Origin of the sequence: Sterolibacterium denitrificans (assembly GCF_900174485.1) — a bacterium.
GTDB classification, from domain to species: Bacteria; Pseudomonadota; Gammaproteobacteria; order Burkholderiales; family Rhodocyclaceae; genus Sterolibacterium; species Sterolibacterium denitrificans.
On the sequence record NZ_LT837803.1, the window covers coordinates 2,433,632 to 2,457,707 of the forward strand.

17 protein-coding genes are annotated in these 24,076 nt (G+C 63.6%); 15 read left to right on the forward strand and 2 right to left on the reverse strand.

The window, feature by feature from the left end; translation table 11 throughout:
- Positions 1-6 precede the first annotated feature (6 nt).
- Entirely contained in the window at positions 7-2,586 is a 2,580-nt protein-coding gene (locus SDENCHOL_RS10985; RefSeq protein WP_067169536.1) for a serine/threonine protein kinase, read from the reverse strand.
- 237 nt (positions 2,587-2,823) lie between these two features.
- Between SDENCHOL_RS10985 and SDENCHOL_RS10990 the strand changes: the two genes are divergently transcribed.
- The 15 genes from SDENCHOL_RS10990 (at position 2,824) to SDENCHOL_RS11060 (ending at position 21,765) form a co-directional block, all read left to right on the forward strand.
- A complete protein-coding gene (locus tag SDENCHOL_RS10990) occupies positions 2,824-5,463 on the forward strand; it encodes an EAL domain-containing protein (RefSeq protein WP_083522817.1) in 2,640 nt (879 codons plus the stop codon).
- Between the two features lie 71 nt (positions 5,464-5,534).
- Positions 5,535-5,744: a YdcH family protein gene (locus SDENCHOL_RS10995; RefSeq protein WP_067169541.1), complete on the forward strand. Its 210-nt coding sequence runs from the start codon at positions 5,535-5,537 to the stop codon at positions 5,742-5,744.
- A gap of 77 nt (positions 5,745-5,821) precedes the next feature.
- On the forward strand, positions 5,822-7,996 hold the full coding sequence (locus tag SDENCHOL_RS11000) for a PAS domain S-box protein (RefSeq protein WP_154717223.1): 2,175 nt from the start codon (positions 5,822-5,824) through the stop codon (positions 7,994-7,996).
- Entirely contained in the window at positions 7,993-8,691 is a 699-nt protein-coding gene (locus SDENCHOL_RS11005) for a response regulator transcription factor (protein WP_083522818.1), read from the forward strand. Before SDENCHOL_RS11000 ends, SDENCHOL_RS11005 begins: the two co-directional genes overlap by 4 nt.
- A gap of 285 nt (positions 8,692-8,976) precedes the next feature.
- Positions 8,977-11,820, forward strand: a complete 2,844-nt coding sequence (locus SDENCHOL_RS11010; RefSeq protein WP_067169548.1) for an EAL domain-containing protein — start codon at positions 8,977-8,979, stop codon at positions 11,818-11,820.
- 114 nt (positions 11,821-11,934) lie between these two features.
- Positions 11,935-12,300 carry a response regulator gene (locus SDENCHOL_RS11015; RefSeq protein WP_067169552.1) on the forward strand — a complete coding sequence of 122 codons (366 nt, stop codon included), beginning with the start codon at positions 11,935-11,937 and terminating at the stop codon, positions 12,298-12,300.
- A gap of 3 nt (positions 12,301-12,303) precedes the next feature.
- Positions 12,304-13,602, forward strand: coding sequence for a methyl-accepting chemotaxis protein (locus SDENCHOL_RS14645; protein ID WP_154717224.1), 1,299 nt, complete (start codon positions 12,304-12,306; stop codon positions 13,600-13,602).
- Positions 13,603-13,661: 59 nt separating this feature from the next.
- Positions 13,662-13,979 (forward strand): STAS domain-containing protein, encoded by a 318-nt coding sequence (locus SDENCHOL_RS11025; protein WP_067169559.1) that lies wholly within the window; start codon positions 13,662-13,664, stop codon positions 13,977-13,979.
- Between the two features lie 16 nt (positions 13,980-13,995).
- Positions 13,996-16,245 carry a chemotaxis protein CheA gene (locus SDENCHOL_RS11030; protein WP_067169562.1) on the forward strand — a complete coding sequence of 750 codons (2,250 nt, stop codon included), beginning with the start codon at positions 13,996-13,998 and terminating at the stop codon, positions 16,243-16,245.
- Positions 16,246-16,257: 12 nt separating this feature from the next.
- Positions 16,258-17,889 (forward strand): methyl-accepting chemotaxis protein, encoded by a 1,632-nt coding sequence (locus SDENCHOL_RS11035; protein WP_067169565.1) that lies wholly within the window; start codon positions 16,258-16,260, stop codon positions 17,887-17,889.
- Between the two features lie 11 nt (positions 17,890-17,900).
- Positions 17,901-18,461: a chemotaxis protein CheW gene (locus SDENCHOL_RS11040; RefSeq protein WP_067169567.1), complete on the forward strand. Its 561-nt coding sequence runs from the start codon at positions 17,901-17,903 to the stop codon at positions 18,459-18,461.
- 275 nt (positions 18,462-18,736) lie between these two features.
- The gene (locus tag SDENCHOL_RS11045; RefSeq protein ID WP_067170654.1) at positions 18,737-19,549 is read left to right on the forward strand and encodes a CheR family methyltransferase; all 813 of its coding nucleotides are present in this window, start codon (positions 18,737-18,739) and stop codon (positions 19,547-19,549) included.
- A gap of 30 nt (positions 19,550-19,579) precedes the next feature.
- Positions 19,580-20,083 (forward strand): chemotaxis protein CheD, encoded by a 504-nt coding sequence (locus SDENCHOL_RS11050; RefSeq protein ID WP_067170657.1) that lies wholly within the window; start codon positions 19,580-19,582, stop codon positions 20,081-20,083.
- A gap of 4 nt (positions 20,084-20,087) precedes the next feature.
- Complete coding sequence (locus SDENCHOL_RS11055; RefSeq protein ID WP_067169571.1) at positions 20,088-21,164, forward strand: protein-glutamate methylesterase/protein-glutamine glutaminase; 1,077 nt, start codon at positions 20,088-20,090, stop codon at positions 21,162-21,164.
- Between the two features lie 16 nt (positions 21,165-21,180).
- Positions 21,181-21,765: a chemotaxis protein CheD gene (locus tag SDENCHOL_RS11060; RefSeq protein WP_067169575.1), complete on the forward strand. Its 585-nt coding sequence runs from the start codon at positions 21,181-21,183 to the stop codon at positions 21,763-21,765.
- 37 nt (positions 21,766-21,802) lie between these two features.
- Here the strand turns inward: SDENCHOL_RS11060 and SDENCHOL_RS11065 are convergent, their stop codons facing one another.
- Positions 21,803-23,890 carry a TonB-dependent receptor gene (locus tag SDENCHOL_RS11065; RefSeq protein WP_067169578.1) on the reverse strand — a complete coding sequence of 696 codons (2,088 nt, stop codon included), beginning with the start codon at positions 23,888-23,890 and terminating at the stop codon, positions 21,803-21,805.
- Between the last annotated feature and the right edge of the window lie 186 nt (positions 23,891-24,076).

The following is a 24,076-nucleotide window of genomic DNA, read 5'->3' on the forward strand; positions in this document are numbered from 1 at the left end:
GCCCGTTCAGCTCGCCTGCTTGATCGCCAGCACGGCCTGGTTGCGCAGGGTTTTCAGCAAGGTGAGTTCGCTGGGCGAAATCACGATGTCGCCCGCCTTGCGTTTGTCGCAATAAATCATCGCCACCGGCGCATCCTTCAGCACCAGCGGAAACAGCACGAAGGTTTCCGCCAGCACATGCTGGCGATGCCATTGCGGAATCCGTTCGCCGATCTTGGGATCGTTGATGTCGGTAATCAGCAGATCGACGCCCTTGAGCGCGGCCACACTGAACACGTCGGACATTTCCTTCAGGGAAAAGCGGAATTTCCTGGCGATCTCCCCGGTATCGGGACCGAAGCCGAAGCGGCCGACCATGCTGCCGGTTTTCACGTCGCGCAGGCAGAGCAGCACCCGCTCGAAGCCCATCGCCCGATACATGGTTTCGAGAATGATGCGCAGAATGTCGTTCAGCGAAAAATCATCGACCAGGGAATTGCTGATGTCCTGTATCCCGGCAGTCAGCATCGCCTGCACATCGCTGGCCGCAACCTCGCGGCCAGGCGCTGCCGCCATGCCGCCGGCGCCGGACTCGGCGAACTCGGCGGACTCCAGCGCGTCTGCCGTCAGCGCACCATTTTCACCACCCACACCATTCGCACCACGCGCGCTCGCGCGATCCTGCATCCCGGGCGCGGTCTGCAGCACCGTCCCGGCCTCGGTCAATACCGTCTGCGCCAGATCAGTATCCACCTCCGCAAATCCAGGCATCGCGCGCCGGCTGCCCTCCGCCGCGCCCGCAGCCGCAGTTGCACTCGCTGCCGCAACCGCGCCGCCGCTCCAGCTACGCGCCTGCTGGACGAACGGACTCTGTTTCAGATTGACGCGCAGCCCTGTCGCAATCTGCTCCAGTTCCGCGAGCGCCTGCTGTACCAGGAGCTTGAGCTGCTCATCCGGAAAACGGATGGCGGCCGCATAGCGCTCGGCCACTTGCTGCACCACCCTGCCACGTTCAACCGCCGGGGTGTTGGCGATACTGTCGCACAGTTCGTTGGAAAAATTGGCCACCGTCTGCAGAGTGTCTTCGCGCGTCGCTGGTTTTTTCGACGCGCCTGCCGGCATGCGCCGCATGCTTTTGACGATGGCCGGCGGGAAACCCCATTTCTGCGCCACCGCCACGCCGAGCGCTTCGAAGGATGTTCCCAGCACTTGCTGGACGGCCGCCTCGTCGCTGCAATTTCTTTGCGCCATCAGACGCCGCATGTCCTCGACTTCCTCGGGGAAGTAATACTGCGCCAGGAGACGGCCGAGGCCATGAAACATCGAACAGATGAACAACTCCTCGGCCTCGCGCGGCGCCAGCTTCTTGCCGATGTCGCGCCCCAGCAGCCCGGAAAGATTGGCGCGCAGGAAGGCTTCCTTGATCTGCGTGGCGTTCGCCTTGTTCTGCAGATGCTCGAACATCATCACCGACAGGGCGATGTTGCGTATCGCATCGAAGCCGAGCACGATCACGGCGCGCGAAACCGTGCTGATGCTGCCGCCTCCCGCCTGGCGATACACCGGCGAATTGACGATCTTCAGAAGCTTCGCCGTCAGCGCGTAATCCTTGAGCACGGCGTTGGAGAGCTTGTTGATGCTGTCCTTGTCGGAATCCGTCAGCCGGTTGATTGCCTGTACCGATTCGGACAGCACTGGAAAATCCGACTTGTGGCGCATCTTGCGCAGGAGGAATTCCGCCGCCGCTGCGCCGTCCCCGGTTTCGCTCAACGGCGGCGCGAGATAGTCGCGCAGCGCGGCACGCATCTGTTCCGCCGTCTGGTAACGCAAGGCCGGCTCCTGGGCAACCGCCTTGAGGATGATGGCCGCCAGACGCTCATCGATGCCGGCGTCCTTCGGCAACTGCACCGGCTCACTCGCGATGAGCTGCAGCATGGCCTGCAGATCGGTAGCCTGGCGCGTCCGGCGTCCCGTCAGCATTTCGAGCAGGACCAGGCCCATGGCATGGATGTCGGTCTGCGCGCTGACGACGCGCTCCCGGACATATTCCGGCGCCAGATAAGGCGGCGTGCCCATCAGGCCATCGACTTGCAGCGCCAAACCGTTCGCCCCGTTCCCCCCGTTCCCCCCGTTCGCCCCATCACTGATGCGCACGGCGATGCCGAAATCCATGACGCGCGGCACGCCCTTGCCGTCGATGATGATGTTGGAAGGCTTCAGATCGCGGTGAATGATGCCCTGGGCATGGGCTTCGGCCAGCGCACCGAGGATATCCGCCGCGATCCCGGCTGCCTGCAGCGGCTCGATCGGCTCGCGTTGCAGCACCTGCGCCAGGCTCTCGCCGGCCACGTACTCGAAGACCAGATAGGGATCGCCCTCTTCCTCGCCGGCCTCGAAGATCGGCACGATGTTGGCATGGCGCAGCTTGCCGACCGTGCGCGCCTCGGCCAGCAGATGCGCATTGAGGCGTGGATCGGCCTCGGAAAAATGCAGGGTCTTGATCGCGACCTCGCGCTGCAGGTGAGGATCATTGCAAAGATAAACCACGCTCTGGGCACCCCGCCCCAGCTCGTGCAGAACTTCAAAGCGGCCGATTTTCCGTGTCATCGAGCGATCTTGCCATCAAGTCAAGCATGAAAAAGCAATCATCCCGGCGCGGCGCATGCGGCATGCGCAAACCATGCGGAGCGCGCAAAAACGCGCGAGAAGCACGGAAAAAATCCGCCGCCGGGTATCCTGTATTATGCTCAATCAGCCTCACGCCATGTCGACCTTCCCCACCGCTTGCTTCGCCTGCCCGATACGGACGCCCGGACACACCTACGCCGCCCTTTCCTTGCCATCATGGTAGATCGCCAGAATCGGCTCCCCCCTGTTCCAGCGCCGGAAAACGCATCGGATGACACCGCCATCCGGCTCAAGCTCCTCATCGCCGCGGCCGCCGATGAAACCGCCCGGCAATTGCTGGCCATCCTGGCGCAAAACGGTTTCGCGCCCGAAGCCGTCTGCATCCAGACGCTGCCCGAACTCGAACAGGCATTGCCCGGCAATCACTGGGATCTCGTGCTGGCCAGCCACCCGCCGACGCAACTGGATCTCTTCGCCGCGCTGCGGATCGTCCGGGAACAGGCGCCGGAACTGCCCTTCATCATCATTGCCGAGCAGATCGAGGAAACGCTTGCCCTTGCCGCCATGCGGGCCGGCGCCAACGACTTCATCGAAACCCGGCACGACCTGAAACGCCTGATCCCCACCATCCAGCGCGAACTGCTGGCTGCCGAGGCGCGGCGCCAGCGCCAGCAGGCGCGCGAAGTCGCCAAGCAGGCCATGGAAGCGCAGCTCCTTGCCGTCTCGCGCTTTCGCCGCCTGGCCGAAGCCATCCCCGAATGCGTCTGGGTGTTCGATCTCGACACCTGGCGCATGAGCTTCGTCAGCACGGCCTACGAGCGCATCTGGGGACGCCGCGTCCAGGATCTGCTGGACGATCGCAAGGACTGGCTGCGGCACATCCATCCCGACGACCAGGCGCGGATGAAACACGCGCGCGACACGGCGAAGCAGGGCGGACTGGACGAGGAATTCCGCGTCATCCGGCCGGACGGCGGCATCCGCTGGCTGCATCTGAGCACCTTCCCGATCCACGACACCAGCAACCGGATGCAAAGCATCGGCGGCGTGGCCAGCGACATCACCGGCTTCATCGAACAGCGCAACGAGCTGCGCGCAGCGCTTGCCGAACAGCGTCACCGTGCCGAAGTGCAGCGGCTCATCCTCGATGCGCTGCCGGCCGACATCGCCCTGCTCGACGGCGCCGGCCGCATCATCGAAACCAATGCCTCCTGGGAAAACTCCGTCACGCAAAAAGGCATGAGCCAATACGCCATCGGGGCCGATTACCTGGATACCTGCGAACAACTGGCGCAGCGGCAACAAGGTGAGAAGCAGCGCGACCTCGAAGAGATGGTCGCCGCGATACGGGGGCTGCTTGCCGGCGGCTATGAAACCGTCGGCCGGATTTATCCCAGCAAGGTCGACGGCCAGCAACGCTGGTTCCGCAACACGGTCGCCCCGTTGCACACCCAGGAAAAGCGCGGCGCAGTCGTCATGCATGTCGAGATCACCGAAACCATGCTCGCCGAGCAGCGCCTGCTGGAACTCTCCCACTACGACAGCCTGACCATGCTGCCCAACCGCCTGCTGTTCCGCGACCGTCTGGCCACGGCGCTGACCATGGCCAGGCGCAACCGCAGCAACCTGGCCGTCTGCTTCATTGATCTCGACCGTTTCAAGGGCATCAACGAATCGCTCGGCCACCAGATCGGCGATCTGCTGCTGCTCGAAGTCGCCAGCCGGATCAAGGACTGCGTGCGCGACAGCGACACCGTCAGCCGCTTCGGCGGCGACGAATTCGCCCTGATCCTGCCCGAGCTGGCCGAACAGCAGGACAGCGCCCAGGTTGCCGAACGCATCATCGAATCGCTGAGCGCGCCCTATTCGATCGAAGGCCACGATCTGTTCGTCACGGCCAGCATCGGCATCACCCTGTTCCCCAACGATTCCGACGATCCCGACGTGCTGCAGCGCAATGCCGACACGGCGATGTATCGCGCCAAGGAAGCGGGGCGCAACAACTTCCAGTTCTTCACCGCGGAAATGAACGCCAATGCGATGGAGATGATGAAGCTGGAGCGCGACCTGCGCTACGCCCTCGACAACGAGGAATTCCTGCTTTACTACCAGCCCAAGGTCAGTTGCCGGACGGGCAGGATCGTCGGCTTTGAAGCCCTGCTGCGCTGGCAGCATCCGCTGCGCGGCATGGTATCGCCGCTCGAATTCATCCCGCTGCTGGAAGAAACCGGCCTCATCGTTCCGGTGGGCGCCTGGGTACTCCATACCGCCAGCGCCCAGGCCCGGACCTGGCAGGAAGCCGGTCTCGGCAAGCTGAACATCGCCGTCAACGTTTCCGGCAAGCAGGTCGGCCAGCACCTCTGCGCGACCGTGCGCGAAGCGCTCGCAGCCAGCGGACTACCCGCCGAACACCTGGAACTGGAACTGACCGAAAGCCAGTTGATGAAAGATGCCGAAGGCATCATCTCGACCCTGCGCCAGCTCAAGGCAACCGGCGTCTCGATTTCCGTCGATGACTTCGGCACCGGCTACTCCAGCCTGGCCTATCTCAAGCGTTTCCCGCTCGACACGCTGAAGATCGACCGCGCCTTCGTCCGCGATCTGGCCGCCGATGCCAACGATGTCTCGATCGCCAAGGCCATCATCACCCTGGCCCACAGCTTCAATCTCAAGGTGGTTGCCGAAGGCGTCGAAACCGAAGATCAGTTGAGCCTGCTGATCGCCAACCAGTGCGACATCATCCAGGGCTACTACTTCAGCAAACCCCTGCCGACGACCGAAGCGACCGCCATGCTGCAGCAGAGCCGCTGCCTGCCCGCACATCTGCTCTGCCAGCAAGCCCTGTCCGCCGTGTAATACCGTCCACACCGGCGCGCGAACGCAGCAACGCGTTGCCAAGTCCTGCATCCTTGCATAACATTCGGCCCATGCTATCTCACCAGGATCCCGAATACCTGCGTACCCGCCTGCAGGTTCTGATCGTCGAGCATCGTGATCTCGACGAGGCGATCGCACAGCTCACGGAAAAACCCGGCAAGGATGAAATGCTCCTGCAGCGCCTGAAGAAACGCAAACTGCAACTGAAGGATCGCATCGCCCTGCTCGAACGCCTGCTCGAACCCGATGTCCCGGCTTGAGTCGATGGCGGCAGCCCGTCCCTTCCGTCCTTCCGCCTGCTGAGCCGCATCGCCGGCCCAGGCAACCACTGCCAGTCATGCACAACTCCATCTTCTCCCCCGACCGTGTGCGTCTCACATGGCGCGATTTCCTCTCGGCCGTCCTGCTGCCCTGCCTGATTCTCTCGCTCGCCGTGCTGGGACTGGGGCTGTATGGCTATGGCACGACCCGAAACATCATCTACAAGAACGCGGCCAGCGACTTGCGCGCCATCGCCCGGCTCAAGACCAGCCAGATCGAGCACTGGCTCACCGACCAGAGCGACATCGCGCACATGATGGCGGCCCCGGATTTTCTACACGACCTGCAGACCTGGCTTGCGGGTGGGCAACGCGACGAGTCGCTCAAACAGCGCTTGATCGACCACCTGAGCATTTCCGACACGCTGGCCGAACCCCGCAGCATCGCGCTGCGCGACAGCGCGGGCGAACTGCTGCTGGCCGCCGGCACCATGGCCGACTCGCCGGCGGCCCAGCGCCTGGCACGCCAGGCGGCAAGCAGCGGCAAGATCGTTTTCGAACCGCTGCATTTCGCCAACGCCCCTGCCGTCCAGGGACGAGCCCGCCCGCCCATCGAAACGGGTTATTTCATTCCGCTGCGCGGCACCGAAGACAATCTCGACCTCGACCGCAACTCCACTGCCACCGCCACCGTCATCCATATGCGGACGCGCCCGGAATACAGGCTCTATCCCCTGCTGCAAATCTGGCCGGGCAGCAGCCCCTCGGCTGAAACCATCCTCCTGCATCGCGCTGGCGAGCACGTCATCTATCTGAACCCCCTGCGCCATCTCCCGAACTCGGCCCTGCATACGCAACGCCCGCTGGCGGACAACGCACTGATCGGCAGCCAGGCACTGATCCGTGGCGAAGGCTTTTTCGAAGGCAATGACTATCGCGGCATTGCCAGCCTGGCCTACGTCCTGCCCGTGGCCGGAACGCCCTGGATGCTCGCCGCCAAGATCGACCGCACCGAAGTCCTGCATGACCTGCGCATCCTGATCGGCAGCATGGCCCTGTTGTGCTGCCTGCTCCTTGCCGCCTGCGCCTACTGGCTGACCCGGCACAAGCAGCGGGAGCTGCATCTGAACCACCTGCTTGCCGAGTACGACGACCTCTATCAGAACGCCCCCTGCGGCTATCACTCGCTGGACAAGAACGGCATCATCCGGCGCATCAACCAGACCGAACTGAACATGCTCGGCTACCAGCGCGAGGAAGTCATCGGCAAGATGAACGTCCGCCAGATTCTGACGCCGGCCAGCCTGCGCATCTTTCAGCACAACTTTCCCAGGCAGATCGGGGGAAAGGAAATCCAGGATCTCGAACTCGAAATGATCCGCAAGGATGGCAGCATCCTGCCGGTACTCATCAACGCCAGCTCGATACGCGACCGCAAGGGCAACTTCCTGATGTCCCGCACGACGATCAACGACCTCTCCACGCGCAAGGCCATCGAAGCCCAGTTGCTCGAATCACGCGAACAATTGCACGAACTGGCGCGTCACAACGACAGCATCCGCGAAACCGAGCGCAAGCACATGGCGCGCGAACTGCATGATGAATTCGGCCAGATGCTCACCCTGCTGAAGATGCACATCTCGCTGCTGCAAGTGCAGTTCGACACCCTGCCCGACCTGGTGGATAAAACCGAGGAAATGCGCGTCCTCGTCGAACGCATCATCAGCATGATCCGCAACATGACCAGCAACCTGCGCCCGGCGGCCCTCGACCTGGGCATCGCCGGCGCCCTGGAATGGCTGGCGGCGGATTTTGCCCGCAACACCGGGCTGACCTGCAACTACAGCGGCCCGGACCAGGAACCCCGCCTCGACGAACCCACGGCCACGGCCATCTTCCGCATTGCCCAGGAATCGCTGACCAACGTCGCCCGGCATGCCGACGCCAGCCGGGTCAACATCCGGCTGAATCAAGATCATGGGATACTGCGGCTGACCGTCAACGACAACGGCCGCGGTTTCGATGTGAATCAGGTTGCCGCCGGACGCAAGAACTTCGGTCTGCTCGGCATGCAGGAACGCATCAGCATGCTGGATGGGCGATTCCACCTGAGCAGCACGCCCGGCCAGGGCACGCGCATCGACATCGAGCTTCCCTTGACCGTTTCCACGCCATCCACGCCTCCCGGATTTCCCGCGCATTCCGTACATCCCGCACACTCCGCACATCCCGAACATTCAGTATCGCCATGACCATTCGCATCCTGATTGCCGACGATCACGCCCTGCTGCGCGGTGGCATCAAGCAGATCATCGCCGCCACCCACGACCTCCGCGTCATCGCCGAAGCCGCCACCAGCACCCAGGTTCTCAAGCTGTGCCATGAGCACACCGCCGATCTGCTGCTGCTCGACCTGACCATGCCGGGCATGAACGGCATCGAGCTGCTCCAGCGTCTGCGCAACGAACATCCAGGCTTGCCGATACTGATACTTTCGATGAGCAACGAAAAGCAGATCGTCCGCCATGCCATCAAGGCGGGTGCCGCCGGCTATCTCACCAAGGACGTGCACCCCGAAGTGCTGCTGACGGCCATCCGCAAAGTGGCCAGGGGAGGACGCTTCGTCGATCCGGCGCTGGTCGAAACCATGATGTTTCCGGATGCCGCCGGGGATACCGACGTTCCGCCGCACGAGCTGCTCTCCGAACGCGAATTCCAGATCCTCAAGCTGCTCATCGCCGGCCACAAGATCAACGACATCGCCAACCAGCTGAACCTGAGCCCGAAAACCGTCAGCACCTACAAGCTGCGGCTGATGCAAAAGCTCGATATCGACAACAACGCCGACCTGATCCGCTACGCCATCCGGCAGAACATCAGCCCCGACCTGCCCAACCTCGAACAGTACCTGTCGAGCGAACAAGCCCCCGCGGATCGCTATTTATAACCAAAGATGTAAGTATTTTCCTACCCCCCCCCCCCCCCTTACAACATTTTCAGTGCTCGCCGACTGACCTGAAGCCAGGTTTTGACGATTATTCGTCACGCGCTTGCTTTTGCGATACGCGAAATCCATAAAGCAGCATCCTGATCCGAATCTGTATCCGATTCCACTCGTGACCCGTCCCGGACTGGCATGAGATGAATACGCGGAAAGTTCCATCCGCCAGATCGTCAGGATCCAAACAGCGCAAACACCGGCCACTTCCGGCCAGACAGTCATGGAGTCGGCATGTACTCAATGCACAAACCCGCGCCCAACTGGCTGATCCGGTTGGTTGAAAAGCTGCCTCACCACAAAACCACCCCGCAGGCGCTGGCGCTGCGCTACGGCTTTGCCCTGGCCACGGTCGCCCTGGCCTATCTCGGCCGCGAGTTCGTCGGCCCGTCCAGCGTCGGCCTGCCGCTGCTCACCTTCTTCAGCGCCGCCGCGCTGACCCTCATCCTGACCGGCATCGGCCCGGGGCTGCTGGCCGCCGCCATCGGCATGAGCATCGGCACCTGCTTCTACATGCCGCCCTACGGCGTATTCACTTTCGAATTCGCCTCCGGCAACGTGCTGTCCAACCTGGTGTTCGCCTTCAACATCGTCCTTCTCAGCCTGGTGGTGAAGGCGCTGCAGATCTATTTCGACAGGTATCTGGCCAATCGCCGCCTTCTCAGCGCCATCGTCGAGGGCAGCAAGGACGCCATCTACGTCAAGGATCTGCAGGGGCGCTACCGCTTCATGAACGCGGCCGGCAAGCGCTATCTGGGGCAGGCGGCCGACGCCACCCTCGAGCAGAGCGACGGCGTGATGTTTTCCGCGGAAACCCGCGCGCAGCTCGCGGCCCAGGATCAGCAGGTACTGGCCCAGGGCAAGGTCATCGACTTCGAGACCGCGATCGACACCCCCGGCGGCAGGCGCATCTTCCACAGCACCAAGGGGCCGCTGCAGGATGAACAGGACCGCATGATCGGCATCTTCGGCCTCGAACACGACATCACCCGCAGCAAGCAGATCGAAGAAGCGCTGCAGGAAAAACTCGCCATCCAGGAACAGTTCGTCAATCTTGCCGCCCTGGTTCCCGGCACCATCTGCACCTACCGCCGCAACGCCAGCGGGCTGCCCTGCTTTCCCTACGCCAGCGCCAGTCTCGGCGAAATCTTCGGCCTCTCCCCCGAGGAGGTGCGCGAGGATGCCAGCGCCGCCTTCGCCCGGATCCACGCCGACGACATGCCCCATGTGCTCGACACCACCCAGCAGGCCATGAATTACGGAAGCATCTGGAACACCGGCTTCCGCGTCAATCACCCGCAAAAAGGCGAAATCTGGGTCGAAGGCTTCCTGCGCCCCGTCCAGCAGGCCGATGGCACCACGCTGTGGCACGGCTATCTGCAGGACATCACGACCAAACGCCACGCCGAGGAACAGATGCATCTGGCAGCCGGCGTGTTCGACACGATTACCGAAGGCATCGTCGTCACCAGTCCGCAAAACCGCATCCTTGCCGTCAATGAAGCCTTCATTGCCATGACCGGCTACACCCGCGAGGAGCTGCTGAACCAGACGCCGCGCCTGATGCACGCCGAGCGGCACGATGCCGCCTTCTTCGAGGCCATGCAGCGGAAACTGCTCGAACACGGCCGCTGGGAAGGCGAAGTCTGGAACCGCCGCAAGAATGGCGAACTCTATCTGAAGTGGCTGTCGGTGCGCGTCATCCGGGACGGCGCAGGCAATCTGGCCAGCTACATCAGCGTCTTCCGCGACATCAGCCTGGTCAAGAATTCCGAAGAACGCGTGGAGTTTCTCGGCACCCACGACGACCTGACCCACCTGCCCAACCGCACCCTGCTCAACGACCGGCTGCGCCAGGCCGTCAACCGCGCGGAGCGCAGCGGCCATCGCCTGGCGCTGATGTTCGTCGACATCGACAACTTCAAGCTGGTGAATGAAACCTTCGGCCATACGCTGGGCGACAACCTGCTGCTGCAGACGGCAGAACGCCTCAAGGACTGCGTGCGTTGCGAAGACACCGTGGCGCGCATGGGCGGCGACGAATTCGTCATGATCCTGGAAGACTGCGAGCGGGATGCCGTCATCCACACCGCCGAACGCATCCTCGCGCGCCTGTCGGAAATCTACCGGGTCGGCGGCCAGGAATGCTTCACGGCGGCCAGCATCGGCATCAGCTTCTATCCCGACGACGCCACCGAGCCTTCCGACCTGCTGCGCTATGCCGACAACGCCATGTACCGCGCCAAGGAAAAGGGCAAGAACAACATCCAGCTCTTCAGCGAGGACATGGCCGAGCGCTCGCGCAAGCGCCTGGAGATCGAACGCAGCCTGCGGCACGCCATCGAGAGAAACGAATTCTTCCTCGAATACCAGCCGCAGATCGACCTTGGCAGCCATACCCTGATCGGCGTCGAGGCGCTGATCCGCTGGCGGCATGGCGGCAAGACCATACCGCCGCTGGACTTCATCCCGATCGCCGAGGAAACCCGCCTGATCATCACCATCGGCGAATGGGTGGTGAAGGAAGCCTGCCGCCAGATCAAGGTCTGGGACAGAAACGGCCTGTCGCCATTCACGGTCAGCGTCAACATCTCCGCCCGCCACTTCCTCGACCCGAACATGGTCATCCGCCTGCACAGCATCATCCAGGATGCCGAAGTCGATCCCCGGCGCCTGTGCCTGGAAATCACCGAGGGCGCCATGGAAGACATCGACAACACCATGACCATGCTGCAGGAACTGGAAGAACTCGGCTTCCGCACCAGCATCGACGATTTCGGCACCGGCTTCTCCTCACTTTCCCACCTGAAGCGCTTCCCCCTGCACGAGCTGAAGATCGACCGCAGCTTCGTCGACGGCATCATCGACGACCAGGACGATCGCGCCATCACCTCGACCATCATTTCCATGGCCGGCAACCTGGAACTGAGCGTCGTGGCCGAAGGCATCGAAACCACCGAACAACTGCAGGAACTGCACGGCATGGGGTGCCAGATCGGCCAGGGTTACTACTTTTCCAAGCCGCTCACGGCGGATCGCTTCAATGAATGGCTGAGCAACCGAAAATCTCAAACATAAATATTTTAGATATAAAACTTATGCCATACTTTTGTCGTGGCGAAACCCTGCTGCAATGACCCAGCCCAACCCGCCAAGCCGGGCCAACCACCCCATGTCTGCAAGGAGTACGCAGTGAAAACCATCCTGTTGGTGGACGATTCGGCCACCATCCTGCTGTCGATTTCCAGCATCCTGAGCAAGGCCGGCTATGCCGTCGAAAAAGCCAGCAATGCGGCCGACGGCCTGAAGGTCTTCGCCGGCGGCGCGAAAATCGACCTGCTCATCACCGACCTCAACATGCCCGGCATGAACGGCATCGACTTCATCAAGGAAGTCCGCAAGCTGCCCAGCTACAAGTTCATGCCCATCCTCTTCCTGACCACCGAATCCCAGCAGGACAAGCGCATGGAAGCCAAGGCCGCCGGCGCCTCGGGCTGGCTGGTCAAGCCGGCAACCGCGGACGAACTGCTGAACACCATCAAACTGGTCATCCGCTGAGCCATGTCGGACAAGAAGCTGATACGCAATCTGCTCGCGGTCTATCTGACCGTCGTCACGGGATGCGCCATCGTCGTGTATTTCCTCAACGACTGGTTCCATACCTGGCTTCCCGAGTTTCTCGGCATTTCGTCGCCAATGACGGATGTCTTCGGCGCCATTCTGATGATCACCATGGCCTTCGCCGCCCAGCGCCTGGTCGCCTGGCTGTACTACGGCGACCAGGAGTTCGGCATGCAGAAACTGCTGCGCGAATTAGCCCTGCGCGAGGAGGAACGCAACGCTTCGGTCCGGCAGATTTCCGCCGAGCTGCGCCAGATCGCCGACTTCAACCAGGTGCTGCGCAGGCAGCTCGAACTCATCATCAGCGAAACCGAAAAGGCCGCCTTCGACATCGCCAGCCGCCTGCAAACCATCGACGGCGTGGTCAGCGACCTGAACGCCTTCGTCGCCTCGACCGCCAATGCCTCGGACAAGCTGCAGGCAAACTCCGAAGCCTGCATCGACCACAACCAGGAAATGCTGTCCACCATCGATTCGTACATCAAGCAGCGCCTCGACACCACCGAGACCGAGCGCTCGCGGATCGAGCAGGTCGTCAAGGAAATTCAGTCGCTCGACGGCCTGGTTCAGCTCGTCCGCAACATCTCCGGACAAACCAACCTGCTGGCCCTGAATGCGGCCATCGAAGCGGCGCGGGCCGGCGAGGTCGGGCGCGGCTTTGCCGTCGTCGCCGACGAAGTGCGCAAGCTGTCCACCGCCACCGATGAGGCCGTCTCCAAGATCAGCCTGGGCATCGACGCCGTCAACCAATCGACCCACGCGCATTTCGAGGACAAGCTGTCGATCGATCGCATCGAGGCCGAGAAAACCACCCTGCTGGGCTTCGTCAGCCAGCTCGACAATCTGGGCAACAGCTACCAGGCCCTGTCGGATCACGGCAGCAATGCCATGCAGAAAATCGGCAGCAGCAGCAGCCAGTTGACCTCGATGTTCATGGATACCCTGGCCAGCGTGCAGTTCCAGGACATGGTGCGCCAGCAGATCGAACAGATCATTGCCGCCCTGAACCAGCTCGACGGCCATGCCGCCGCGCTTGCCGAACATCTCGAATCCGGCAGGGCCGAAGGCATGGATCCGGCCTTCGCGCCGCTGGCCCAGCAACTGGAACAGATGTTCGAGCGCTACGTCATGACTTCGCAGCGCGAATCGCACCGCAACGCGCTCGGCGCGCCGCCAACCGAAGCCGAAGCCACCGAGGCCGCAGCCGCCAAGGCACCACCGAAAATCGAACTCTTTTGATCCCCGGCCCGCAAGCACCGCAACCACGGCCGGGACATGTGCACAGGGGAGACACTGGCATGAGCCATCCAGAAAACGCCGCGAAACGCATGATCATCACCGAAGACATGACCATCTATCACGCCGAAGCCCTCAAGGAAAAACTCATCCACGGCGTCGAAAGCAGCGACATGCTCGAACTCGATCTTTCCGGCGTCGCCGAGATCGACACGGCGGGCATCCAGTTGCTGATGCTGGCCAAGCGCGAAAGCCAGGCCTGCGGCAAATCGCTCAACATCATCGCCCACAGCCCGGCCGTGCATGAGCTGATCGACTTCTTCAACATCGCCGGCTATTTCGGCGATCCGCTGGTGATCCCGGCGCGCCAACCTGCCTGAGCGAGGAGCTGCCGACATGGAAGAAATCCTCAGCGTCTTCATCCAGGAAGCCCGCGAACAGATCGCGGCCATGGAAGCGGAGCTGCTCGGCATGGAACAGGCCGACGGCGATCCCGAAGCGGAAGTGCTCAACGCCATCTTCCGCGCCGCGCACACCATCAAGGGCGGCGCCGGCGTGGTCGAACTGGGCATGATCGAACGCTTCACCCATGTGCTCGAAAACGCGCTCGACAAACTGCGCAATCACGAAATCCCGGTCAGCGATACGCTGATCAGCATCCTGCTCAACTGCTGCGACCACATCGGCGCGCTGCTCGATCGCGTGGCGACGGGCGCCGTCGATGAAGACGAAAACCTGAAGCTGGACGGCGAAGCCATTGCGGAAAAACTGCGCGCCTGCATCGGCTCCTCAGCCGTCAACATCAAGGAGGGCCACACGCTGGCCACGTCCGCCCGCGCGGCCAGCCCCAGGGAACACACGAGCGAAGTGGAAAGCGAAGGCAGCGGCAAGGCCATCAACGACTGCTGGCACATTTCGGTGCGCTTCGGCGAAAACGTCCTGCGCAACGGCATGGACCCGGCGGCGATCCTGCGCTATCTGCTGACGCTCGGCGAAATCGCCCACATCGCCACCCTCGCCGACGGCATGCCCGCCGCCAGCCAGATGAATCCGGAATCCTGCTACCTGGGCTGCGAAATCAGCTTCCGCAGCCAGGCCGACAAGAGCGCCATCGAGCGCGCCTTCGATTTCGTCCGCGACGACTGCGCGCTGCGCATCCTGCCGCCCGACAGCAAGGTTGCCGATTATCTGCAACTGATCGGCGAACTGCCCGAGGAACCGATGCGCCTGGGCGAAATCCTCGTCAAGAGCGGCGCCCTGACGCAGGACGAACTCATCGAGGGTCTCTCCCGCCAGCAGGCCGGCGATGCGGCAACCACCCCACCGCCACCGCTCGGCAACATCCTCGTCGAGCAGAAGGTCATCCAGCCGGAAATCGTCGAGGCCGCCGTCGCCCGGCAAAAACAGGTCAGCGACAAGAAAGCCGAGGAAGCCCGCCTGATCCGGGTGCATGCCGGCAAGCTCGATCACCTGATCGATCTGGTCGGCGAACTGGTGATCGCCGGCGCCAGCGCCAGTCTGCTGGCGCAGAACAGCAAGCTCGGCCATCTCGTCGAGGCCACCTCGCTGCTCACCCGGCTCGTCGAGAACATCCGCGACTCGGCCCTGCAACTGCGCATGGTGCAGATCGGCGAAACCTTCAACCGCTTCCACCGCGTGGTGCGCGACACCGCCCGGGAACTGGGCAAGGAAATCGAGCTGGTCATCCGCGGCGGCGAAACCGAACTGGACAAATCCGTCGTCGAAAAAATCGGCGACCCGCTGATGCACCTGGTGCGCAACGCCATGGACCACGGCCTGGAAACCCCGCAGATCCGCATTGCCCAGGGCAAGCCGGCAACCGGCCGCGTCGAGCTGAACGCCTATCACGACTCCGGCAACATCGTCATCGAAATCACCGATGATGGCGCCGGCCTGTCGCGCGAGAAGATCCGCGCCAAGGCCATCGAGCGCGGCCTCATCGGCGCCAGCCAGGTTCTCGGCGACGAGGAAATCCATAACCTGATCTTCGAGGCCGGCTTCTCCACGGCGGAGAAAGTCACCAATCTCTCCGGCCGCGGCGTCGGCATGGACGTGGTGAAACGCAACATCCAGGCGCTGCGCGGCTCGGTCGAAGTGGCCTCGAACGAAGGCGCGGGCTCGCGCTTCACCATCCGCCTGCCGCTGACCCTGGCCATCATCGACGGCTTTCTGGTGGAAGTCGGCAAATCCTCCTTCGTCGTGCCGCTCGACATGGTGCTCGAATGCCTGGAGCTGTCCGAAGCCGACAGGCAGGCCAGCGATACGCGCAGCTATCTCAATCTGCGCGGCGAAGCGCTGCCCTTCATCCGCCTGCGCGAGCTGCTGGCCATCGAAGGCCAGCCGCCACGGCGCGAAAGCGTCGTGGTCGTCCACTTCGGCAACCAGAAAGCCGGGCTGGTCGTCGACCGGCTGCTGGGCGAATTCCAGACCGTGATCAAGCCGCTCGGCCAGCTTTTCCGGCATCTGCGCGGCATCTCGGGATCGACGATTCTCGGCAGCGGCGATGTCGCCCTGATTCTTGATGTACCGGTACTCGTACAGCAGGCGGCGAGCCGGGAAAACGAACAAACCGCCAGCGCCATGCACTCAACCCGGCCGGGAATGGCCGCCACGGAAATTCTGTAAGGAGATAGCGAAATGTTCAGCAACATGAAGATAGGAACGCGGCTTGCGCTGGGCTTCGGCATCGTCGTCGCCCTCTTGGCCGCCATCGCCGTGATCGGCGTGTCGCGCCTGTCGAGTCTCAACCACTCGATGGAAAACATCACCAAGCACATGTGGCCGAAGGTGCTGCTGCTGCAGGACGGCCTGGCCGGCGTGAACGAAATCGGCCTCAGCGCGCGCGACATGCTGCTCGCCGAGGACAAGGGCGGCCAGCAGCGGGCCAAGGAGCGCATCCTGGAAGCGCGCGTCGGCATCGCCAAGGCATGGGAAACCCTCCGGCCGACGCTCGTCCAGCCCAAGGGCAAGGAGATGTTCGAGTTGATCCTGCAGGCCCGCGAACGCTACATCGCGGCACAGGACCAGATCATCAGACTCATCGAGGAAGGCAAGGCGGAAGAAGGCCGGGCCTTCATGGACTCCGGCTTTCGCCCGGCCGCCACCGAATACCGCCAGCGGGTCAACGATCTGGTCAAGTTCCAGGGCGACCTGATGACCTCGCTCGGCGAGGAGGCGACGAAGGAATACGAGTCGGCCCGCGCCCTGACGCTGGCGATCGCCATCGCCGCCTTCCTCCTCGCCATCGGCATCGCGTTCTGGATCGTGCGCAGCATCACCCGGCCGCTGGGCCAGGCGGTGTCCGTCGCCAACGCCCTGTCCGAAGGCGACCTGTCCACGCGCATCGAAGTCACCTCGCGCGACGAGACCGGCATGCTGCTGGCGGCGATGAAGAACATGGTGGAGAAACTCTCGCAGATCATCGCCGAAGTGCGCAGCGCGGCGGACAACCTGTCGAGCGCCTCGGAGGAAGTCAGCGCCACCGCCCAGTCGCTCAGCCAGTCCTCCAGCGAACAGGCGGCGGGCGTCGAGGAAACGACGTCCTCGATCGAACAGATGTCGGCCTCCATCACCCAGAACACCGAAAACGCCAAGGTCACCGACGGCATGGCCTCGAAGGCCGCCCATGAGGCCGCCGAAGGCGGCGCGGCGGTGAAGGAAACGGTCACCGCGATGAAGAGCATCGCCGACAAGATCGGCATCATCGACGACATCGCCTACCAGACCAACCTGCTGGCGCTGAATGCCGCCATCGAAGCCGCGCGCGCCGGCGAGCACGGCAAGGGCTTCGCCGTGGTCGCCGCCGAAGTGAGGAAGCTGGCCGAGCGCAGCCAGGTCGCCGCCCAGGAAATCGGCGAAGTCGCCAAGGGCAGCGTGGCGCTGGCCGAGAAGGCCGGCAAGCTGCTCGACGAAATCGTCCCGTCGATCACCAAGACCTCCGACCTGGTGCAGGAGATCGCCGCCGCCTCGCAGGAACAGTCCTCCGGCGTCGGACAGATCAACGGCGCCATGGGCCAGCTCAACCAGGCCACCCAGCAGAACGCCTCCGCATCCGAGGAACTCGCCGCCACCGCCGAGGAAATGAGCGGCCAGGCCGAACAACTGCAGCAGACCATGGCGTTCTTCAAGACCGGCGATGCGCCCACCAGCCGGCAGGTGAAAAAAACGCCAGGACAGCGGCAGGCCAAGACGCACGGCAGCGCGAAACCGGAGGCGATCCGCCCGGCGGCCGAAACGCATGCCGATGAAGCCGACTTCGTCAAGTTCTGAGGAGGAAAGCCATGACTGCCCTGGTCAAGCCCGGCCAGTCCCTGCCGCAGGAAACGCAGGCGACGGCCGAGCAACAGCAATATCTGACGTTCCAGCTGGGTGCCGAAATGTTCGCCACCGGCATCCTCTGCGTCAAGGAAATCATCGAATACGGCGACCTGACCGTCGTGCCGATGATGCCCGAGTCCATCCGCGGCGTCATCAACCTGCGCGGCGCCGTGGTGCCGGTCATCGACCTGTCCAGCCGCTTCGGCAGGCAGCCGACCCAACTGACCCGGCGCACCTGCATCATCATCGTCGAAATCGTCAATGACGACGAACGGCAGGAAGTCGGCGTGATCGTCGACGCCGTCAGCGAGGTGCTGGAAATCCGCGAGGACCAGATCGAGCCGCCGCCGGCCTTCGGCGCCAAGATCCGCACGGACTTCATCCGCGGCATGGGCAAGGTGGACGGCAAGTTCGTCATCATCCTCAACGTCAACCGGGTGCTCTCGCTCGACGACCTGGCCATGGTCGGACAGATGGCGGCCACCGGCGCGGAAACCGACGCACTGGAGCATGCGCTCGATTGATCCCTGGCGAACGACGGCAGCAGGCCGCCTGCCCGGCAATCGCGCGGCACGGACACGGCCCGGAGAATCGGTGGCCCGGGATGATCGGGGCCACCGCGCCGCTGCCCGCAATCCGGGGCGCTTCTCGGGTACACTCGGGCAAGCGTCAAGTGGCCGCGGCCGCTGTTCATCCGCCCACAGACGCATCCACCTCACCTCCGGACTTTCCCCGTTTGCGCGGCCGGATCGCCGCATCGCAGCGCAGCGCCATCCCGGCGCATTCGCATTACTTCGACATGACCCACCCGACACAAATCACCGCCGCCGAGTTTGCCCAGTTCCAGGCCCTGATCCACAAGATCGCCGGCATCAACCTGTCGGATGCCAAGCAGATTCTGCTGGTGGGCCGTCTCGGCCGCCGCCTCAAGCATTACGGACTGAGCAGCTACACCGAATACTACAAGCTGGTCACGAGCAGCCAGCATGCCGGCGAGCTGCAGCAGATGGTGGATCTGCTGACCACCAACGAGACGTATTTTTTCCGCGAGTCCAAGCACTTCGAATACCTCGCCCAGCACATCCTGCCCAAGCATCCGCCCGGCCGCTCGTTCGACGTCTGGAGCGCGGCCAGTTCGACCGGCGAGGAAATCTATACCATCGCCATGGTGCTGGCCGATACGCTGGGCCTCAAGGGGCAATGGAACGTGACCGGCTCGGACATCAGCCGCTCCGTGCTCGCCGTTGCCGAACGCGGCCAGTACTGGCTCGACCGGGTACGCGGCCTGCCGCCCGACTATCTGCGCAAGTACTGCCTGAAGGGCGTCAAGGAAAACGAGGGGAGCTTCATCATCATGCCGGAGCTGCGCCGGCACACGCGCTTCCTGCAGGCCAACCTCAACGGGCCGCTGCCCGGTCTCGGCAAGTTTCACGTGATTTTCCTGCGCAACGTGATGATCTATTTCGACAACGACACCAAGCGCAAGGTGGTCGAACGCCTCGTCCAGCATCTGCATCCGGGCGGCCATCTGATCATCGGCCATTCGGAAAGCCTCAACAACATCACCAACTGCGTCAAGCCGATCAAGCCGACGATCTACCAGGCGGCCTGAAATCCGGACATGCCGATTCCGGTCCCTGCCATGGCCAGCAACGACACCGCAAGCGCGCCCATCAACCTGGCGCCCGGCGAGTTCCATTTCTGCGCGGCACCCGCGCAACTGGGAACCCTGCTCGGTTCCTGCGTGACCATCACGCTATGGCATCCGCGCCGCCAACTCGGCGGCATGTGCCACATCCTGCTGCCCGGCGCCGCGCCCCGAATCGCGGCATCCACGGCCACGCCCGCCCTCGATGGCCGCTATGCCGAAGCCGCCTTCGCGCTGTTCGATGCGGCCATCACGCGGCATGGCTCGCGGCCGCGCGAATATCAGGCCAGGCTGTTCGGCGGCGGCAACATGTTTCCCGCCATGAAAACCTTCAGCCCGCTGGGCCGGCAGAACATCGAGGCCGCGCGGGCGTTTCTCGAAACCCGGCGCATTCCATTGCTCGAAGAACATACCGGCGGTACCGGCCGGCGCAAGCTGCTGTTCGACCTGGACAGCGGAGAGGTCCGCCTGCAGTATGCCGATCCGCAGAAAAGATGAAGCCATGAACAAGATCAAGGTGATGATCATCGACGACTCCGCCGTGGTGCGCCAGGCCATCCGCGAGAGTCTCGAGCGCGAACCGGATATCGAGATCATCGGCGCGGCCGCCGATCCGCTCTTCGCGCTCGACAAGATGCGCGGCAACTGGCCCGACGTGATCACCCTGGATGTCGAGATGCCGCGCATGGACGGCATCACCTTTCTGCGCAAGATCATGGCCGAGCATCCGACGCCGGTCGTCATCTGTTCCTCGCTGGTCGAGAAGGGCGCGGAAACCACCATGGAAGCGCTGGCGGCCGGCGCGGTCAGCATCATCACCAAGCCGAAGCTGGGGGTCAGGCAGTTTCTCCAGGACGCCTCCAACGATCTGCTCAGCGCCGTGCGCGCCGCCGCCCGCAGCAACAAGCGCGCCCTCGGCGGCATGCTGCAGACGACCAGCATGCCGCCCCCCAGGCTCACCGCCGATGCCATGCTCGCCGCCCAGGCCGCCGCATCGACGGCGATGGCGAAAACCACCGAGGGCATCGTCGCCATCGGCACGTCGACGGGCGGGACGCAGGCGCTGGAAGTCGTGCTGAAGGCGCTGCCGGCCGTCTGCCCGGGCATCGTCATCGTCCAGCACATGCCGGAGAAATTCACCGGCATGTTTGCCTCGCGCCTGGACTCAATCTGCCAGCTCGAAGTGCGCGAAGCGCAGAACGGCGACCGGGTGATCCCCGGCCGCGCCCTGATCGCGCCCGGCGGACGCCACATGATGCTGCGACGCAGCGGCGCCCAGTACATCGTCGAAGTCGCCGACGGGCCGCTGGTCAATCGTCACAAGCCTTCGGTCGACGTGCTGTTCCGCTCCGTCGCCCAGGTGGCCGGGCGCAATGCGCTGGGCATCATCATGACCGGCATGGGCGACGACGGCGCGCGCGGCCTCAATGAAATGCACCAGGCCGGCGCAAAAACCGTCGCCCAGGACGAGGCCAGTTGCGTGGTCTACGGCATGCCCAAGGAGGCCGTGCGTCTCGGCGGCGTCGACAAAGTCCTGCCGCTGGGCCTGATCGCCCGCGAGATTCTGGCCTTCAAGTAAGCCGGCCCCGGATCGCATGAGCACCCGCGCAGAACCCACCCGCAAGGAAGTCGAACGCACTGCGCACAGCATCCATCCCGGCGAGTGGCGGGTCGATCGGCAACGCCCCATCGCCACCCTGCTCGGCTCCTGCATCGCGGTCTGTCTTTACGATCCCAGGCTGAAATTCGGCGGCATGAATCACTTCATGCTGCCCAGCAGCGACCCCGACAAGGCGCAGGACGATCTGCTGCGCGGCGATTACGCCATGGAAGTCCTGGTCAATGCCATGCTGGCCCAGGGCGCGCAGAAGACGCGTCTGGTCGCCAAGGTTTTCGGTGGCGGCAATCCCGTCTCCGCGATCCGCATGTCCATCGGCGAAAACAATGCGCGGTTCGCCCGCGAATGGCTGGCGCGCGAGGGCATCGCCCTGCAGGCTTGCGACGTGGGCGGCCCCTGGTCGCGCAAGGTGCTTTTCGAACCGCACGGCGGCGCGGCCTGGTGCAAGCGCATCCTCGGCAGCATGGCCGTTGCGGACGAGGTCGTCCGCGAAGAAACCGAATATGCCCGCCGCCTGGTCACGCCCGCCACGACGGCGGAAAAGAAAATCGAGCTGTTCTGAAGCTGCTCGATGTGGCCGCTCGGTGTTCTGAGGCCGCTCAATACTCGTAGATCGCATCCACGCCCAGCGTGCGCGGTGCGCCGTACATGGCGGTCATGACGCCGAGATTGGTGTTGGTCAGGCGGTATTCCCGATCCGTCAGGTTCTTGCCCCAGAGAGCCAGGCGCAGCCGGCCCTGCGGCAGGCGGATGTCCGACAACTGGGCGCGCAGATTCCAGATGCCGTAGCCGCTGGTGCGGGTTTCCAGATTCGGATTGGAGTGGAACGCGCTTTGCCACCGATAGTCGAGATTCACCAGCGGCTTGCCGAACGCGGTGCGCTCGCCGGCATAGGCCAGGCCGATGCCGCCCTGCCGCTTCGGCGCGTTCGGCATGCGCTTGACGGCGGCCAGATCGACGCCGTTATCGACATAGGCGTCATAGCGGGCGTCCAGCCAGGTGTGGTAGAGACTGGCGCTCAAGCCGTACCCCAGCAGGGCGGTCGCTTCGAGTTCCGTTCCCTGCACCCGCGCCCGGCCGGCATTCAGGGTGTCGGTAAAAAACGACGGCGTGCGCACCTGGTCGACCTGCAGATCGGTGTACTTGCCGTCGAACAACGCCAAGTTGAGACGCGCCCGGCGCTCGAACCATTCGCTCTTCAGACCGATCTCGCGGGAACGCACGTTTTCCTGGTCGAAACCGTCGCCGAAAGCCGTGTAGGGCGTGCGCGCATTAAAGCCGCCCGCGCGATAGCCGTTGGACAGGCGCGCATAGACGTTCAGATCGTCGCTGACGGCGTAATCCACGCTCCAGGTCGGCGTCAGTTTGTGGAACCGCTTGTCGCCCGCGACGACGGTCCCGTTCGACGCGGGATCGAAGTCGCTGTGAATGAAATGCTTGCTGGCCGAACGCCGGTCATGACTATCCCGCAGGCCCAGCGTCAACCGCAGCCTGTCGGCAAGCACGGGCGGCCGCCAGGCAAGCTGGCCGTACAGCGCGGCCGACTTCGACTCGGCCCAAATGCGCCAGCTATCCTGGAGCACGGGAGAAAACACCGAAACGACCTGCTCCTCGCCGCTTTCCCTGGAAAAGAACAGGCCGACGACGTATTCGATGCGCCGGTCGAGCGCCGAACCCACCAGTTGAAATTCCTGCGACGACTGGTCCTGATGCTGGTCGCCCGCCTGCGTGAACACGTCCGCGTAATTCTGCCGCACCTGATTGTTCATCCGGCGCCAGGCGCTGATCGACTTGAGCACCGCCGCATCGAACTGCCAGGTCAGGGTGAGTTGCTGCCCGCCCACCGACACCCGGCTCGGCGACAGTCCCTTGACCGGCGCGATGGATTCCTGCCGCCCCGGCACGGCCACCTTCTGGAAGAAGACGTTGCCGTAGGTCATTTTCGAATGATCGAGACTCAGATCCGCCGTCAGCCGCTCGCCGGCCAGCAGCCGCGTGGACCAGCGCACGGCTTCCTTGTCCTCTTCGTCGAAGCTCGCCTGATCGGGCAGGCTGCGATTGACGTTCTCGACCCAGCCATCCCTCGCGGAACGCACGTAGGCCAGCCGGGTATACAGATTCTCGGCCAGCGGCAGATTCACCCGCGTCCTGCTGGCCCAGGCGCCAAAGTCTCCCAGCGTCAACCCCTGCTCGAAGGAGAAATCCTTTTCCGGCCGGGCGGTGATGAAATTGATCGCCCCGCCCGTGGTATTCCGGCCGTACAGCGTGCCCTGCGGCCCGCGCAGCAGTTCGACCCGCTCCAGATCGGCGATGTCCGCCGCCAGACCGACCATCCGCCCCACCGGCACGCCGTCGATGTAGATGCCGTTGGCGCCGTCCTTGGTGATCTGCGAATCGAGGTTGCCCATGCCGCGTATCGTCATGTTCGGCGCGGCCCGATTGCCGGAAAACGGCACCATGACCAGGGAAGGCAGGGCATTTCCCAGATCCATCGGACTATCGACGCGCTGCGTTTCCAGCTCGCGCGCGCCGAGCGCGCTGACCGCCAGCGGCGCCTGCTGCAGCGGCTCCCGGCGTTTCTGCGCGGTGATGGTGATTTCTTCCAGCTTGCCGCCATCCGGCGATGCGGTATCCGTCTCGGCGGCGGCCTGTAGCGTGCCCGCCCCGCCCAGCGCGCAGCCCAGCAACGCCGCAAGCAGGGGCTGTCGAACGCGGGGCCTTGCCCGCTCAAAGCCGGGACGCGAGCATGAACGAGAGTGTGAACGCAATTGCAAACGCAAATGCATGACCTCGTATCCCTATTCCCTTAGTTCAATCAGGTCTATATCTTAATACATAATTTCCGCAGGGAGCGAACAGGGGCGGAGCGCAGC

What these genes read in the sequence shown, in the direction of transcription:
- SDENCHOL_RS11055 (WP_067169571.1), top strand. Translation starts at nt 20,088, where the DNA reads ATGAACAAGATCAAGGTGATGATCATCGACGACTCCGCCGTGGTGCGC.
- SDENCHOL_RS11035 (WP_067169565.1), top strand. Translation starts at nt 16,258, where the DNA reads ATGTTCAGCAACATGAAGATAGGAACGCGGCTTGCGCTGGGCTTCGGC.
- SDENCHOL_RS10985 (WP_067169536.1), bottom strand. Translation starts at nt 2,586, where the DNA reads ATGACACGGAAAATCGGCCGCTTTGAAGTTCTGCACGAGCTGGGGCGG.
- SDENCHOL_RS11025 (WP_067169559.1), top strand. Translation starts at nt 13,662, where the DNA reads ATGAGCCATCCAGAAAACGCCGCGAAACGCATGATCATCACCGAAGAC.
- SDENCHOL_RS11000 (WP_154717223.1), top strand. Translation starts at nt 5,822, where the DNA reads ATGCACAACTCCATCTTCTCCCCCGACCGTGTGCGTCTCACATGGCGC.
- SDENCHOL_RS11005 (WP_083522818.1), top strand. Translation starts at nt 7,993, where the DNA reads ATGACCATTCGCATCCTGATTGCCGACGATCACGCCCTGCTGCGCGGT.
- SDENCHOL_RS14645 (WP_154717224.1), top strand. Translation starts at nt 12,304, where the DNA reads ATGTCGGACAAGAAGCTGATACGCAATCTGCTCGCGGTCTATCTGACC.
- SDENCHOL_RS11060 (WP_067169575.1), top strand. Translation starts at nt 21,181, where the DNA reads ATGAGCACCCGCGCAGAACCCACCCGCAAGGAAGTCGAACGCACTGCG.
- SDENCHOL_RS11045 (WP_067170654.1), top strand. Translation starts at nt 18,737, where the DNA reads ATGACCCACCCGACACAAATCACCGCCGCCGAGTTTGCCCAGTTCCAG.
- SDENCHOL_RS11030 (WP_067169562.1), top strand. Translation starts at nt 13,996, where the DNA reads ATGGAAGAAATCCTCAGCGTCTTCATCCAGGAAGCCCGCGAACAGATC.
- SDENCHOL_RS10995 (WP_067169541.1), top strand. Translation starts at nt 5,535, where the DNA reads ATGCTATCTCACCAGGATCCCGAATACCTGCGTACCCGCCTGCAGGTT.
- SDENCHOL_RS11040 (WP_067169567.1), top strand. Translation starts at nt 17,901, where the DNA reads ATGACTGCCCTGGTCAAGCCCGGCCAGTCCCTGCCGCAGGAAACGCAG.
- SDENCHOL_RS10990 (WP_083522817.1), top strand. Translation starts at nt 2,824, where the DNA reads ATGGTAGATCGCCAGAATCGGCTCCCCCCTGTTCCAGCGCCGGAAAAC.
- SDENCHOL_RS11050 (WP_067170657.1), top strand. Translation starts at nt 19,580, where the DNA reads ATGGCCAGCAACGACACCGCAAGCGCGCCCATCAACCTGGCGCCCGGC.
- SDENCHOL_RS11010 (WP_067169548.1), top strand. Translation starts at nt 8,977, where the DNA reads ATGTACTCAATGCACAAACCCGCGCCCAACTGGCTGATCCGGTTGGTT.